We start from the raw sequence: 13,923 nt of genomic DNA, 5'->3' as shown, positions 1-13,923 counted from the left end.
CGAATTCTCCGATTAACAGCAAAGGAATTCGACGAGACGTGAAAGGGAAAAGATCAGGCCTCGCCGCGTCAAGCGGCGAAGGACCAGTTGGGCCGTGGCGGCCCGTCGGCGATATAGGAGTGATAATGCAATGCGCCCGGCGGCGCATACGCGGCGGTTGGCGCCGCCGTCAGCACGCCATCGGCAACCGGCACCGAAGCCTGCACCGCGTGATGGCATACTTCGCAATCGCCATGCTTGGACAGCTTGCCGCTGCCCGTGTCATCGTCACCGGCCTGCGCCTGGTGCTCATGGCCATGGTGGCCGAAGTGCGTGACCTTGCTCGACTCGTGCTGGCAATAGACGGCCGCCATCGACCAGGAATACTGGATCGGTAGTATCGTCAGCAGCAGGATGAGCAAGAGCCTCTTCATCAGGCTATTGTAGCAGCCTGCCGCCGACCGTGCTTTTACACCTTCTTCAACAACTCCGCGCGCAGCGGCATTTCGCGCACCCTCACGCCGGTGGCAGCAAACACCGCGTTGGTCAGCGCCGCGCCGACGCCGGCTGTTCCCGGCTCGCCGATGCCGCCCGGCGCCTCGCTGCTCTGCACCAGCACCACATCGATCTTCGGCGCCTGGCTCATGCGCAGGATCGGATAGTCGTGGAAGTTGCTCTGCTCCACGCGGCCATCCTTCAGCGTGATGACGCCAAACAGCCCCGCCGTCAGTCCGTAGTTGATGCCGCTCTGGATCTGCGCCACGACGGTATCCGGATTGACCACCTGGCCGCAATCCACCGCGCACACCACGCGCTTGACCGCCACTTCGCCGTCATCGCTGACCGTCACGTCCACCACCTGCGCCAGATAGGTGCCCCAGGCGCGCATCAAGGCGATGCCACGTCCCGAGCGCGCCGGCAGCTTCTCGCCCCAGCCGGCCTTTTGCGCCGCCACCTTCAACACCTCGGCAGCGCGTGGCTGCTTGCTCAACAGCGACAATCGATATGCCAGCGGGTCCTGCCCGGCCTTCAGCGCCAGTTCGTCCATGAAGCTTTCCAGCACCGTCATGTTGCGGGTCGGACCGACGCCGCGCCAGAATGCTGTCGGCACCGGGCCGTCTTCCTGCGTGTACTCGCTGCGCATGTTCGGGATGTCGTACGAGAAGATGTCCGAACCTTCGACGTTGTCGATATCCAGCCCGTCCTTCAGCCAGCCGGGCGCGAACGCCGCCAGGTTGGATGGCCCGGCGATCTTGTGCGAGAACGCCACCGGCTTGCCCTGCGCATCCAGCGACGCCGACACCGAGTGCGCATACAGGCCGCGGAACAGGCAATGCTGGATATCTTCCTCGCGGCTCCACACCAGCTTCACCGGACCCTTGACCTGCTTGGCCACCGCCGCCGCCTGCGTCACGTAATCGGTGTACAGCCTGCGGCCAAAGCCGCCGCCGATGTAGTGGTTGTGCAGCGTGACCTTTTCCGGCGCCAGTCCCAGCACCTTGGCCGCGTCGTCGCGGGCGCGCGCCGGCACCTGCGAGCCGGTCCAGATTTCCGCCGTGCCGTCACCCTTCACGTGGACGGTGCAATTCATCGGCTCCATCGTGGCATGCGCCAGCATCGGATTGATGTACAGCGCTTCCACGCGCTTGCCGTCGGCCGCCAGCGCCTTCGAGGCGTCACCATCGTTGCGGGCGATGTGGCCGGGCTTCTTCAGCGCCGCCACCATGGTGTTGCGCACATCGTCGGTGGTCAGCCTGGCGTACTTGCCTTCGTCCCAGACGATGTCCAGCGCGGCCAGGCCCTGTTTGGCGTACCAATAGTTATCCGCCACCACAGCCACCGCATTATCCAGCTTGACCACCTGGCGCACGCCGCGCAGCTTGCGCGCCTTGGCGTCGTTGACGGATTTAAGCTTGCCGCCGATGACCGGGCTGGCCGCCACCACCGCCACCTTCAGGCCCTTGGCCTGCGCATCGATGCCGAACATGGCGCTGCCGTCGGTCTTGCCCTTGGCGTCCAGGCGCTTGGCTGGTTTGCCGACCAGCTTGAAATCCTTCGGATCTTTCAACGCGATTTTTTCCGGCACGGCGATCTGGCTGGCCGCTGCCACCAGCTTGCCGTACTTGACGCGGCGGCCGCTGGCCGCGTGCACCACTTCGCCGTGTTCGGCGCGGCAGCTGTCGGCCGGTACTTTCCACTCGTTGGCGGCAGCCTGCACCAGCACCATGCGCGCGGCGGCGCCGGTCTGGCGCATCGGTTCATACATCAGGCGAATAGTCAGCGAGCCGCCGGTGAACTGATCGCCGAACGGCGCGCCATACACTTTGGCGTTGGGCGGCGCGTGGCGCAACTGGATCTTGTCCAGGTCGACCTCCAGCTCCTCGGCGATCAGCATCGGAATCGACGTGTAAGTACCCTGGCCCATTTCCACTTTCGGCATGGTCAGCACGATGCTGTCATCGGCGCCGATGGCGATGAAGGCGTTGAGATCGGCCGCAGTGGCCGCAGCCGCCTCGCCCTCGACCGGCCAGAAGCCGACCATCAGGCTGCCGCCCGCTGCTGCGGCCACTTTCAGGAAACTGCGGCGCGACACCGTGCCTGGTGCGTAAGGAGTATTCATGCTCATGCTCCTTTCAGCAGTGGCGATGCGGCGGCATCCTTGATCGCTTCGCGGATGCGGCTATAGGTGCCACAGCGGCAGATATTGCCGGCCATGGCGTCGTCGATATCGGCGTCGGTCGGCTGGCGGTTCTTGGCGATCAGTGCGCAGGCCGACATGATCTGCCCGGACTGACAGTAGCCACACTGCACCACCTCCACCTTCAGCCACGCGGCCTGGGTCGCCTTGCCGGCCGGCGTCGCGCCGATGCCCTCGATGGTGGTGATCTTCTTGCCCGCCACCGCCGATACCGGCAGCACGCAGGAACGCGTGGCCTCGCCATCCACATGCACGGTGCAGGCGCCGCACAGCGCCATGCCGCAACCGAACTTGGTGCCCGTCATGTGCGCCTCGTCGCGCAGCACCCACAGCAGCGGCATGTCGCCCGGCACATCGAATGTGCGCGGCTTGCCATTGATAGTCAGCTTGATCATCAGTGTCTCCCCGGTGTCAAAACTGCACTATAACGAGGTATGTACGCTTGATAACACTAGCCTTTTGGGATACTGAAACAACCGCCAGTTGTAAATTGCATCGATCCACAATATTTTCATATGGAAGCGATCCCATCGCCGCCACGTAACAACCCTGTCATATCCGCTCATTACGCTGTGGCCTTTTTCCAACTAATCCTCGGATACTGACATGCAACTCCTCCCTGCCCGCCCCCTGATCCTGGCCCTGAGCATCGCCGCCGCGCTGAGCGCCTGTGGTGGTTCCGATCATGACGAACCATTGGTCGTTCCAGCAGCGCCAGCCGACCAGGGCGCGGCCGAAGTGGTTGCCGTGCCCAGTGCTACCGCCTTTGTCGACACCGTCGCTACCAATCAGCGCGGCGACGCCCGCTACGCCACGCTGGCCACCAACGCTGGCGTGCGCATCCTGGGCGGCATGCTCAACATCTGGAAACCGCTGACCGAAATCGTCGACGCTGGTGTCACCGCGCCAGCGGTCGACAACTTCCCGGCCGTGGTGGCCTCGGCCTGGACCGGCGTGCCCAACGACGGCAACCCGGACGGCACCGTAGTCAACGCCGCTGTCCACCAGGCGAATATCGACTACGTCATCAAAGCCACCACCAACCGCAGCGCCGAGCAGGCCGTGCAAGCCTACCTGGACGACCGCCGTGGCAAGGGCTACAGCATCACCGACGGCATGGGCCCGCTGACTGCCGCCTGGCGCGCGGCCGCGCAGCAAACCACCACCATCACCGACGTCGCGGCGGACGCCACCTCCAAGCTCTACAACGATGGCGGCAACAACACCGGCGTGGCCGGCAGCGCCAACGCCACTTTCGGCAGCGTGGTCGACCTGGTCAACCTGGTCGGCAACAACGCCTCCACCGAACCGGCCAAGCGCTTCTACAAATACGCCCGTCCATACCGCTGGAGCAGCAATGTGCAGCTGCTGCCGGCGCTGGTCCCGGCCAAGAGCGCCACCCCGGCCACCGATGGCGGCTTCACCAGCGGCCACACCGCCGAAGCGGTGCGCGACGCCGTCGCCATGGCCTATGCGGTGCCGGAGCGCTATCAGGAAATGCTGAGCCGTGGCCTGGAGCTGGGTGAGATGCGCGTCCTGGCCGGCATGCACTCGCCGCTGGACGTGGTCAGCGGCCGCATGCTCGGCCAGGCCAGCGCCGCCGCCAACCTGGCCGATCCAGCCAACGCCGCCAAGAAAACCGCCGCCGTGGCACAGGCGCACACCGCGCTGATGGCCGCCACCAACACCACCGCCGACACCTTCGCTACGTACGCGCAATCGGGCACCGTGGCCAACGACCGCTTCGCCAACTACGCCACCAACAAGGCCAACTACCTTCGCCGCAGCACCTACGGCTTCGCGCAGATCGCCGCCACCAACGCCGCTGTCGCCGTGCCGAAGGGCGCCGAGGTGCTGCTGGAAACCCGCCAGCCCTACCTGAGCGACGCGCAACGCCGCGTGGTGCTGAAAACCACCGCGCTGGCATCCGGCTACCCGGTGATGGACGATGCTGAGGGCTGGGGGCGCCTGAACCTGTTTGCGGCAGCCGACGGCTACGCCGCGTTCAGCGGCAACGTCACCATCGTCATGGACGCCAGCAAGGGCGGCTTCAATGCGGTCGACCGCTGGCGCAACGACATCAGCGGTGCGGGCAAACTGGTCAAGCAGGGATCGGGCACGCTGAAGCTGGCTGGCGCCAACACCTGGACCGGCGGCACCGAGCTGAGCGCCGGCACGCTGCAGGGCGATTCGGTGGCCGCCTTCGGCGCCGGTGATGTCTACAACAGCGGCGGCACGCTGGTGGCCAACGCGCCGTCGGCACTGAAGCTGAGCGGCAAGTACACCCAGCTGAGCGGCAGCACCACGCTGGAACTGGACATCGGCGCCGCCGCTGCCGGCAGCCAGGGCACGCTGACGGTGGGCGGCACCGCCACCATCGCCGGCGGCACGCTGCGCATCAAGTTCGCCAACGGCTACAAGCCGAAAGCGGGCGATGTGTTGAATGTCATCAGCGCCGGCAGCCTGAAAGGCAAATTCAACACCATCACGGTGGATGGTTTCAGCAACGTCACCGCCAACTACGGCGCCACCGCGCTGACGCTGACCTTGGGCTAAGTGATACAAGGGCGCGGCGGCGATGTATGATGGCAACATCGTCTAATCGCCGGCCGCGCCATGAACCAAGCTGAACTCGACCTTTTCAACGACAAGCTCGACGCCCACGCCAAGGAGGTAGACCGCTTCCACGGCGAGGTGGCCAATGTCACGCGGCAGATCGCCAATTGCGACAAGCTGGTGCGGCTGGCCAATGCCGGCCTGAGCCAGATTGACGGCAAGATCGCCGAAGCGGTGCGCATCAACGCCGAAGCGCAACAACTGGCGCACGACGCCGGCGCCCAGGCCAGCGCGGCCGCCACGCTTGCCACGCAGGCGGCGGTCACCGGCATGGTCGGCCAGTTGCAGGAGGCCACCGAAGCGGCGCGCAAGACCAGCCTGTCACTCAACATCCTGCAATTCAAGACCGGCGGCTGGATCGCCGTCTACACCGTGCTGGTCCTGCTCTGCTGCCTGGCCACCGGCGCGCTCACCAGCTGGGCGCTGCGCGGCAATGCGCTGACGCCGGAGCAAGTGCACTACATCGAACTGGGCAAGGCGCACGAAGCGCTGCTGGCCAACGCCAGCGACAAGGAACTCAAACAGATCGGCGCCATCCGCAACCGTCCGCCAAAGAAGGATCAGCCTCCGGGGTCAGTTCTGCCAAACGTACACGGCCTCAACCGCTAAGCGGTTGAGGCCGTGTACGTTTGGCAGAACTGACCCCGATTTTGCGGTTTTACTAGCGTTGGCCGGCGAGGCGGCGGATCACTGTCGCCAGGCGGTCGATTTCGTCGTAGGTGTTGTAGAACGCCAGTGACGGGCGGACCGTGGTTTCAACGCCGAAGCGACGCAGGATCGGTTGCGCGCAGTGGTGGCCCGTGCGCACGGCGATGCCTTCGTCGTTCAGTGCGTGTCCTACTTCTTCGGTGCTGTAGCCGGCCAGCACGAAGGACATCACGCTGGCCTTGTCGGCCGCCGTGCCGATCAGGCGCACGCCTTTGATGCTGCGCAGCTGCTCGGTGCCGTAGACCAGCAAGTCGTTCTCGTAGCGGGCGATGTTTTCGATGCCCACGCGGTTGACGTAGTCGATGGCGGCGCCCAGGCCAACCGCGTCGGCGATGTTGCCAGTGCCGGCTTCGAACTTGTTGGGAATCGGCTGGAATACCGTTTTTTCAAACGTGACGTCGGCGATCATATTGCCGCCGCCCTGCCATGGCGGCATGTCTTCCAGCACTTCGCGCTTGCCCCACACCACGCCGATGCCGGTCGGCCCGAATACCTTGTGGCCGGAGAAGACGAAGAAGTCGGCGCCCAGGTCTTGCACGTCCACCCGCATGTGCGAGATCGATTGCGCGCCGTCGACCAAGGCTTTGGCGCCGGCACGGTGCGCCAGTTCGACGATTTCCTTGATCGGCGTGATCGTGCCCAGCGCGTTCGATACCTGCGTCACTGCTACCAGTTTGGTGCGGTCGTTCAGCAGCTTGCGGTATTCGTCGAGCAGGATCTGGCCGCTGTCATCCACGGGTATCACGCGCAGTTTAGCGCCCTTGGCCGCAGCCAGTTGCTGCCAGGGGACGATGTTGGCATGGTGTTCCAGGTTGGAGACGATGATTTCGTCGCCTTCGCCGATGTGCTGCGCGCCCCAGCTTTTCGCCACCAGGTTGATCGCTTCCGTGGTGCCGCGCACGAAGATGACTTCGTTCACTTCCGGCGCGTTGATGAAGCGTTTCACACGTTCCCGCGCGCCCTCGTAGGCATCCGTGGCGCGCGCCGCCAGTTCGTGCGCGGCGCGGTGGATGTTGGAGTTCTCGTGCGCGTAGAAGTAGCTGATGCGGTCGATCACCGATTGCGGCTTGTGCGTGGTGGCGGCATTGTCGAACCAGACCAGCTGGCGGCCGTTCACGCGCTCCTGCAGGATCGGAAAGTCGCGGCGGATCGCCTGCACGTCGAACGGTGGATGGCGGTCGCCGCTGGCCAGCGGCACGCTGCCGTGTGGATGCGGCTTGGCTGGCGTGACGTAGCCGCTGGGCAGGACCACGGCGTCGACAAAGTAGTATTGCGGACGGTCGGTCGCCGACGGTCCGGCAACCGGCGACGCGGTGCCCGGCAGCCCGGTCGCTGGCGGCGCGCTCAAGCCGCGCAGCGCCAGCGATGGCGATGGGTGCAGGCTGGCCGCTGGCGGATACGCAGCGGCCGCCTCGCTGTCCGACAGCACGGTACCCGGATGGGCAGCACCCGCGTAGCCGGCCGGCACGCCAGTACCCGACTGGCCGTAACGCTCGTTGAGGAAGTAGAACGGCGACGATCCGCCGTGCGATGGCGCATCCGCGCCCACGGCTTCCGGCACGCCCAGCACGGCGCTGCCGCTGCGTGGCTCATAGCCCGGCAGCGTGCTGTACACCTTGTCCGGCGCGCCGTTGCCGGCTGGTGCGGCCGGCGCCAATGCCGGTGCCCGATTGCCCAGCGACAGCACCTGCGTCGGCGAGGCGGGTATCAGATTGGTGCCCGGCACCTGGCCTTGCGGTATCGGCGTACCCGGCACGTTGGGGCCCAGTCCGGCCGGGCTGGCCAGCGGCGAACCCGGTGGCGCGATATTGGCCGGCGCCTGCACGCCATGCACGCCCAGCGGTGTGCCCAATGGCGCGACAGGCGCCGGCGCGCCGGACACGCCGGGCGCATGCGCACCGGCCGGGCCGAAGCCGCCAGTGGAACCGGCCGGGCTCGCATCAGGCCCGGCCTGGAACAGCGCATTCGCCAGCCGCGCCAGCGCCGCCGGATCGAACGGCGCGCCGGCCGGCTCGGAAGCCACCGGCAGAGAAGGAGTTGGATGGCTCACGGCGCGCCTTATTTATAAGTGTCTGGATAGTCGTGGTATTTACCGATTTCCACGTCATCGAGCACGGCCAGCGCATCCGGCGTCAGCACCGCCAGCGAGCAGTACAGCGAAATCAGGTAGGACGAGATCGCGTGGTTGTTGATGCCCATGAAGCGCACCGACAGGCCCGGGCTCTGCTCGCCCGGCAGGCCAGGCTGGAACAGGCCCACCACGCCCTGGCGCTTGTCGCCCACGCGCAGCAGGATGATCTTCGACTTGCCGTCGGCCACAGGCACTTTGTCCGACGGAATCAGCGGAATGCCGCGCCAGGTAATGAACTGCGAGCCGAACAGGCTGATGGTCGGTGGCGGCGTGCCGCGACGGGTCGCCTCGCGGCCAAAGGCGGCAATCGCCAGCGGATGGGTCAGGAAGAAGGCCGGCTCTTTCCACACCTTGGTCAGCAGCTCGTCGAGGTCGTCCGGCGTCGGTGCGCCGGTCAGCGGGAAGATGCGCTGCTCGTCGGTCACTTGCGCCAGCAGGCCGTAATCCGGGTTGTTGATCAGCTCGGATTCCTGGTTTTCCTTGATCGTCTCGATGGTCAGGCGCAGCTGTTCCTTGATCTGGTCGTGCGGGCTGCTGTACAGGTCGGACACGCGGGTATGCACATCCAGAATGGTCGATACCGCGTTGAGGAAATACTCGCGCGGATTTTCTTCGTAGTCGACATAGGTGCGCGGCAGCTGGTTTTCTTCTTCGCGCGCGGTGCAGGTGACCTTGATCGCTTCCGGATTCTTGACCTGGTTCAGGCGGTAGATACCGGCCTCCACCGGCACCCATTGCAGCAGATGCGTCAGCCAGCGCGGGCTGATGGTCGAGAGCTGCGGTGCGGTCTTGGTTGCGTTTGCTAATTGCCGTGCGGCGCTATCGCCCAGCGCCGTGGTCCCACCTACTGTTGCCGACATCATGACTCCCATCTGGATTAGTTAAAGAAAGTAACTAGCCTAGTGTGCGGTGTGATACCTAAGCGCTCAACAGGCTATAGCCATCAAGCTTGCGGTTGCCGCCACCGTTCACCGTGCAGCAGCAGCGCGGCCGGCGTCAGATTCAGCGCGGTGGCCAGCTTTTCCACCGTCACCAGCGAAGCAATCACCACGCCGCGCTCGATCTCCCCGATGTAGGAGCGGTTGAGGTTTGAGTTCTCCGCCAGCCGCTCCTGCGACCAGCCCTGCGCCTCGCGCAACTGACGCACACCGAGGCCAAAGCCCTGCACCAGCGTATTGGCAATCGTCGCTGTCATGACGCACCTATGCCATTGGCTTGCGCGCCTTCGCGTGATTCGGCCTGCGCCACGCGGCCGCCGGCCGGCACGTCGTGCGTCAGCCACACATTGCCGCCGATGACGGCGCCCTTGCCCAGCGTGATGCGGCCGAGGATGGTGGCGCCGGCGTAGATGACCACGTCATCCTCCACCACCGGATGGCGCGGCAGGCCTTTTTGCAGATTGCCCTCGGCATCGGTGGGGAAGCGCTTGGCGCCCAGTGTCACCGCCTGGTAGACGCGCACGCGCTCGCCGATGACGGCGGTTTCGCCGATCACCACGCCGGTGCCGTGATCAATGAAGAAGCCGGCGCCGATCTGCGCGCCTGGATGGATGTCGATGCCGGTGGCGCTGTGCGCCAGCTCGGAAACAATGCGCGCCAGCAGCGGCAGTCCCAGCGCGTACAGCTGATGCGCCAGGCGGTAATGAATCATCGCCAGCACGCCCGGATAGCACAGCAGCACCTCATCGACGCTGCGCGCGGCCGGATCGCCCTGATAGGCGGCCAGCACATCGCTGTCCAGCAGCGTGCGGATGCCAGGCAAGGCGGCGGCAAAACTGCGCACGGCAGTCAGCGCTTCCTCGTCCACCGGGCCGCCATCGCCGCGCAGGTTGGCGTTGTAGGCCAGCTCGCGTTTCACCTGATGCAGCAGCGCGTGCAGCGACGCATCCAGCGCGTGGGCGACGTGGAAGTCTTCGCTCTCCTGGCGCAGGTCGGGCGGGCCGAGGCGCATCGGGAACAGCACGCCCTTGAGGCAATCGATAATCGACGACAGCGCATCGCGCGATGGAAACTCGCGGTTGCCCGCCTCGCTGTTGCGGCGTTGCGTCTGGCGCCAGCTATGCCGCGCCTCGTGCAGTGACTGCACGACACCGGTGATGTCGAAGGTGGCCATGGTGTCAGTCCTGTACCCAGGGCAAGCCATGGAAGCGCCAGCCATCGGCCTTGCCGCGCTGCTGCTGCGCATCGATCTCGCCCTCAAAGCCTTGCAGCACATTGAAGACATTGCCGAGGCCCGCCTTGGCGGCGGCCTCGGCGGCCAGCACCGAGCGCTTGCCGCTGCGGCACAGCAGCAAGGCAACAGCATCCTTGCCGCCGATTCTGGCTTCCAGCTCACGGGCGAAACGGGGATTGCGGGTCAGCGCGGTGCCGGTGGCCCAGGCCACATGCAGACTGTCGGGCACATGGCCGACGAATTTACGTTCCTCGGCGGTACGCACATCGACCAGCAGCACCTGGCCGCTGGAGAACAATTGCCAGGCCACGTCAGGCGGCACACCGCCGGCATAGGACAGGCCCGAAGATTCAGCTTGGGATTTGACGGCTGCCAGTTGCTCCGGCAGGTCGAGGACTTCTGACATGGGAAACCTTTGTGCGTTGATGGCGATAGACGCCAGCATACGTTTCGTCAAAATTAAACAAAACGAATAAAAACAACTTCACAAAGGCGAAAAACTTATAAGAACCGGGGTCAGTTCTGCCAAACGTACACGAGCTCGTGTACGTTTGGCAGAACTGACCCCGGAGTTTTAGTGGGCGGCTTTGGCGCGGATTTTGGCGACTTCGCGTTCGGAGACGCTGGCGGCGCTGTTGGTCCAGCCCTGGCGCAGGAAGGTGGCCAGCGTGGCGACTTCGGCGTCGCTGAGGCGGCGCGAGAAGCCTGGCATCACCAGGATCGACGGCGCTTTCTCGGTCGACGGCGTGCGCGCGCCATGCAGGATGACGTTCACCAGCGCGGTCGGATTGTCGGCGTTGATCACCGTGGCGCCATCCAGCTCGGGGAATACCCGCGAGGCGCCCTTGCCGTTGACGAAGTGACAGGCCGAGCAGTTGTCGAGGTACAGGCGTTCTCCCAGCGACAGGTTGACGGCAGCGGTCAGCTTGCGAGCGGTCTCGTCCTTGCCTTGCGGCTTGACGGCAGGACCGCGTGGCGGTACCGGCGGCAGAGCCTTCAGGTAGGCGGCGATTGCACCCAGGTCTTCTTCGCGCAGGTGCGAGGTGCTGTGCTCAACCACGGCGGTCATTTCGCCCGCTACCGCCGAACCGTGGTTGCGGCCGGTCTGCAGGTAGTCGACGATCTGCGCTTCGTTCCAGCGCGGCATGCCGCGCAGCGATGGCACCGGCCAGTCGTTCAGCTCGCCACCGGCGAGGAAGTTGGCCTGGCCGCTGTTGCTGGCCTTCTCGTTCATCGCGAAGCCGCGCGGCGTGTGGCAGCTGGAGCAGTGACCCAGGCCTTCGACCAGATACGCGCCTTGCTTGACCTTGTCGCTCCAGCCCGCTTGCGCGATGAACGGCTTGGTGTCGGCGAAGAAGTAGTTCCATACGCCCATGCCCCAGCGCATATTGAACGGGAAGCTCATCTTCGTTGCCGGCGGCTCGAAGGTCGATGCTTTCACGCCCGACTGGAAGAAGGCATACAGCGCCTTCATGTCGGCATCGCTGACCTTGGCGTAGCTGGTGTACGGCATGGCCGGATACAGGTGCGTGCCATCCGGCTTCACACCTTTGCGCACGGCGTCCGAGAATTGCTGCTCGGTGTAGGTGCCGATGCCTTTTTGCTTGTCCGGTGTGATGTTGGTCGAGTAGATGATGCCGTGACCACTATCGATCGCCAGGCCGCCTGCAAACGCCGGCTTGCCCGGTGCGCTGTGGCAGGCGATGCAGTCGCCGGCGCGCGCCAGGTATGCGCCGCGCTGGATCAGCGCCTGGTCCGGGGCGGCATGTGCCACGTTGGCAGCGGCGCCAGCCAGCGCCAGCACTGCCGTGGTGAGGAATTGCGTCAGTTTGTTGATCATACTTGCACCAGCGGGCCAGGGTTTTTCAGGTATTGTTTTTTGATCGCTTCGGCAGCAAACAGCGTGATGGCGCCAATGGTCGCGGTCGGATTGGCCTGGAAGTTCTGCGGGAACGCGTTGCCGCCCGGTACGAACACATTGTGCACGTCCCACGATTGCAGGTAGCGGTTCAGCGCCGAGTCGCGCGGCGAATCGCCCATGATGGCGCCGCCCACGTTGTGGGTCGACACGTACTTGGTGATGTCCCAGTGCGAATCCAGCGACAGGAAATTCTCGTTGATATGGTCCGGACCGAGTTCCTTGGCAATCCCGAGCACCATGTCGCGCAGGTAGCGTTGCAGCTTCAGCTCGTTCTGGCGCCAGTCGAAGGTCATGCGCAGCAGCGGCTGGCCCCATGGGTCCTTGTAGTTCGGGTCCAGGTCCAGGTGGTGGCCGCGATACGACATGCAGGTGGTGGTGATGCCGATTTTCATCGAGCGGCCATACCAGTCGACCATGCCTTCTTTCCAGCCCTTGCCCCAGCCTGGCGTGCCTTTTGGCAGCGCGGTGCCGATCGGCGCACCGGTCGCTTGCGAGCTGTGGATCTTGGCGCCGCCGATGAAGCCCAGCTTGATGCCGTCTTCGAAATTACCTGGTGAGATGTCGTTGAACATTTCGCCGGTGGCGCCGGCGGTGGCAAACGGGTTGAAGTGCTTGTCCTTGAAGAACAGCGTCGCGTCGCCATTGCTCAGGAAGGCGTAGTTGCGGCCGATAGTGCCAGTCTCGGTCAGCGGATTGTAGATCTGGCCGATGCCCGACAACATCATCAGGCGCACGTTGGCGAACTGGAAGCTGGACAGGATGACGATCCTGGCCGGCTGGAACACTTCGTTCTTGTTTTCGTCGACGTAGGTGACGCCTTTGGCGGTCTTCTTGTCGGCGTGCAGGTCAACGCGGATGACGTTGGCGTTGGTGCGCATGCTGAAGTTCGGCATGCGTTTCACCACATCCAGGATGGTCGTCTGCGGTGAAGCTTTGGAGTAATTCAGGCATGGATACTTGGAGCAGTAGCCGCAGTAGTTGCACGGCGCCAGCTGCGCGCCGTACGGGTTGGTCCACGCCTGCGACACGTTGGCCGATGGATTCGGGAACGGGTGGTAGCCCATCTTCTTCGCGGTCTCGGCAAACAGCGAGCTGTTGTAGGTGTCGTGCAGCGCCGGCAGCGGGTACGGGCTGGAGCGCGGGCCTTCAAACGGATCGCCGCCCGGCTGGATCACGCCGTTCAGGTTGCCGGTGTTGCCGGACAGGCCGCAGATCTTGTCGAACTTGTCGAAGTACGGTTCGATCTCGTCCCAGGTGAAGGGGAAGTCCTTGATGCGCATGTCAGGATCGAGCGTGCCGCGCTTGTAGGCGTGGTCGGCGTAGGTCTTCAGCTTGATGTCGGTGGTGGTCGGGCGGATCAGCACGCCGGTCCAGTGCAGGCCGGAGCCGCCGACGCCGGTGCCAGGCGCAAACGCGCCCCACTTGCGGGTAGGCAGCGCGGTTTCGCTGTCGTTGTAGCGTACGGTCAGCGCGGCGTCGCGCGGCGTCGCGAAGACTTTGTTGCGGATCGCGTAGGCGTATTGGTCGGCTGGTTTCGGGTAGGCGAAATCTTCCGGTGGACGGTCCGGGCCGCGTTCCAGCGCGCGCACTTTCAGACCTTCCTTGGCCAGTTCGATGGCCATGATCGAGCCGGCCCAACCGAGGCCGACGATGACGACGTCGACTTCGTCGTTAGTAATGTTTGCCATGATGTTCTTT

Annotated in this window: 12 protein-coding genes; 2 read left to right on the top strand and 10 right to left on the bottom strand. The window is 64.8% G+C overall.

Annotated elements, in window-relative coordinates; translation table 11 throughout:
* Window positions 1-68: 68 nt before the first annotated feature.
* Genes BLS51_RS25525 through BLS51_RS25515 form a run of 3 tightly spaced genes read right to left on the bottom strand, consistent with a single transcriptional unit; the run spans window position 69 to window position 3,072 of the window.
* Window positions 69-413: a DUF2946 family protein gene (locus tag BLS51_RS25525; RefSeq protein WP_090190430.1), complete on the bottom strand. Its 345-nt coding sequence runs from the start codon at window positions 411-413 to the stop codon at window positions 69-71.
* A gap of 35 nt (window positions 414-448) precedes the next feature.
* Window positions 449-2,599, bottom strand: a complete 2,151-nt coding sequence (locus BLS51_RS25520) for a xanthine dehydrogenase family protein molybdopterin-binding subunit (RefSeq protein ID WP_229207745.1) — start codon at window positions 2,597-2,599, stop codon at window positions 449-451.
* 2 nt (window positions 2,600-2,601) lie between these two features.
* Window positions 2,602-3,072, bottom strand: a complete 471-nt coding sequence (locus tag BLS51_RS25515) for a (2Fe-2S)-binding protein (RefSeq protein WP_090190434.1) — start codon at window positions 3,070-3,072, stop codon at window positions 2,602-2,604.
* 211 nt (window positions 3,073-3,283) lie between these two features.
* On the opposite strand from BLS51_RS25515, the gene BLS51_RS25510 reads away from it, so the two are divergent.
* Window positions 3,284-5,233, top strand: a complete 1,950-nt coding sequence (locus tag BLS51_RS25510) for a phosphatase PAP2 family protein (RefSeq protein WP_090190436.1) — start codon at window positions 3,284-3,286, stop codon at window positions 5,231-5,233.
* Between the two features lie 60 nt (window positions 5,234-5,293).
* Window positions 5,294-5,902: a hypothetical protein gene (locus tag BLS51_RS25505; RefSeq protein WP_090190437.1), complete on the top strand. Its 609-nt coding sequence runs from the start codon at window positions 5,294-5,296 to the stop codon at window positions 5,900-5,902.
* Window positions 5,903-5,954: 52 nt separating this feature from the next.
* Here BLS51_RS25505 and BLS51_RS25500 read toward each other — a convergent pair whose 3' ends face one another.
* The 7 genes from BLS51_RS25500 to BLS51_RS25470 all read right to left on the bottom strand — a co-directional run bounded on the left by BLS51_RS25500 (window position 5,955) and on the right by BLS51_RS25470 (window position 13,913).
* A complete protein-coding gene (locus tag BLS51_RS25500) occupies window positions 5,955-8,051 on the bottom strand; it encodes a family 2A encapsulin nanocompartment cargo protein cysteine desulfurase (RefSeq protein WP_229207746.1) in 2,097 nt (698 codons plus the stop codon).
* Window positions 8,052-8,059: 8 nt separating this feature from the next.
* Window positions 8,060-8,992, bottom strand: coding sequence for a family 2A encapsulin nanocompartment shell protein (locus BLS51_RS25495; RefSeq protein WP_090191008.1), 933 nt, complete (start codon window positions 8,990-8,992; stop codon window positions 8,060-8,062).
* Window positions 8,993-9,075: 83 nt separating this feature from the next.
* Window positions 9,076-9,327, bottom strand: a complete 252-nt coding sequence (locus tag BLS51_RS25490) for a helix-turn-helix domain-containing protein (RefSeq protein ID WP_090190440.1) — start codon at window positions 9,325-9,327, stop codon at window positions 9,076-9,078.
* A complete protein-coding gene (epsC, locus tag BLS51_RS25485) occupies window positions 9,324-10,244 on the bottom strand; it encodes a serine O-acetyltransferase EpsC (protein WP_090190442.1) in 921 nt (306 codons plus the stop codon). The genes BLS51_RS25490 and epsC overlap by 4 nt, the downstream gene beginning before the upstream one ends.
* A 4-nt stretch (window positions 10,245-10,248) precedes the next feature.
* Window positions 10,249-10,710 carry a rhodanese-like domain-containing protein gene (locus BLS51_RS25480; protein WP_090190446.1) on the bottom strand — a complete coding sequence of 154 codons (462 nt, stop codon included), beginning with the start codon at window positions 10,708-10,710 and terminating at the stop codon, window positions 10,249-10,251.
* A 168-nt stretch (window positions 10,711-10,878) separates the two neighbouring features.
* Window positions 10,879-12,144, bottom strand: a complete 1,266-nt coding sequence (locus BLS51_RS25475) for a c-type cytochrome (RefSeq protein WP_090190448.1) — start codon at window positions 12,142-12,144, stop codon at window positions 10,879-10,881.
* The gene (locus BLS51_RS25470) at window positions 12,141-13,913 is read right to left on the bottom strand and encodes a GMC family oxidoreductase (RefSeq protein ID WP_090190451.1); all 1,773 of its coding nucleotides are present in this window, start codon (window positions 13,911-13,913) and stop codon (window positions 12,141-12,143) included. The genes BLS51_RS25475 and BLS51_RS25470 overlap by 4 nt, the downstream gene beginning before the upstream one ends.
* Between the last annotated feature and the right edge of the window lie 10 nt (window positions 13,914-13,923).

The organism is Duganella sp. OV510, assembly GCF_900100205.1.
GTDB lineage: Bacteria > Pseudomonadota > Gammaproteobacteria > Burkholderiales > Burkholderiaceae_D > Rugamonas.
Note: the sequence above shows the minus strand (reverse complement) of the source record. Positions and strands in the feature narration are given on the sequence as shown.

What these genes read in the sequence shown, in the direction of transcription:
- BLS51_RS25525 (WP_090190430.1), bottom strand. Translation starts at nt 413, where the DNA reads ATGAAGAGGCTCTTGCTCATCCTGCTGCTGACGATACTACCGATCCAG.
- BLS51_RS25520 (WP_229207745.1), bottom strand. Translation starts at nt 2,599, where the DNA reads ATGAATACTCCTTACGCACCAGGCACGGTGTCGCGCCGCAGTTTCCTG.
- BLS51_RS25515 (WP_090190434.1), bottom strand. Translation starts at nt 3,072, where the DNA reads ATGATCAAGCTGACTATCAATGGCAAGCCGCGCACATTCGATGTGCCG.
- BLS51_RS25510 (WP_090190436.1), top strand. Translation starts at nt 3,284, where the DNA reads ATGCAACTCCTCCCTGCCCGCCCCCTGATCCTGGCCCTGAGCATCGCC.
- BLS51_RS25505 (WP_090190437.1), top strand. Translation starts at nt 5,294, where the DNA reads ATGAACCAAGCTGAACTCGACCTTTTCAACGACAAGCTCGACGCCCAC.
- BLS51_RS25495 (WP_090191008.1), bottom strand. Translation starts at nt 8,992, where the DNA reads ATGTCGGCAACAGTAGGTGGGACCACGGCGCTGGGCGATAGCGCCGCA.
- BLS51_RS25490 (WP_090190440.1), bottom strand. Translation starts at nt 9,327, where the DNA reads ATGACAGCGACGATTGCCAATACGCTGGTGCAGGGCTTTGGCCTCGGT.
- epsC (WP_090190442.1), bottom strand. Translation starts at nt 10,244, where the DNA reads ATGGCCACCTTCGACATCACCGGTGTCGTGCAGTCACTGCACGAGGCG.
- BLS51_RS25480 (WP_090190446.1), bottom strand. Translation starts at nt 10,710, where the DNA reads ATGTCAGAAGTCCTCGACCTGCCGGAGCAACTGGCAGCCGTCAAATCC.
- BLS51_RS25475 (WP_090190448.1), bottom strand. Translation starts at nt 12,144, where the DNA reads ATGATCAACAAACTGACGCAATTCCTCACCACGGCAGTGCTGGCGCTG.
- BLS51_RS25470 (WP_090190451.1), bottom strand. Translation starts at nt 13,913, where the DNA reads ATGGCAAACATTACTAACGACGAAGTCGACGTCGTCATCGTCGGCCTC.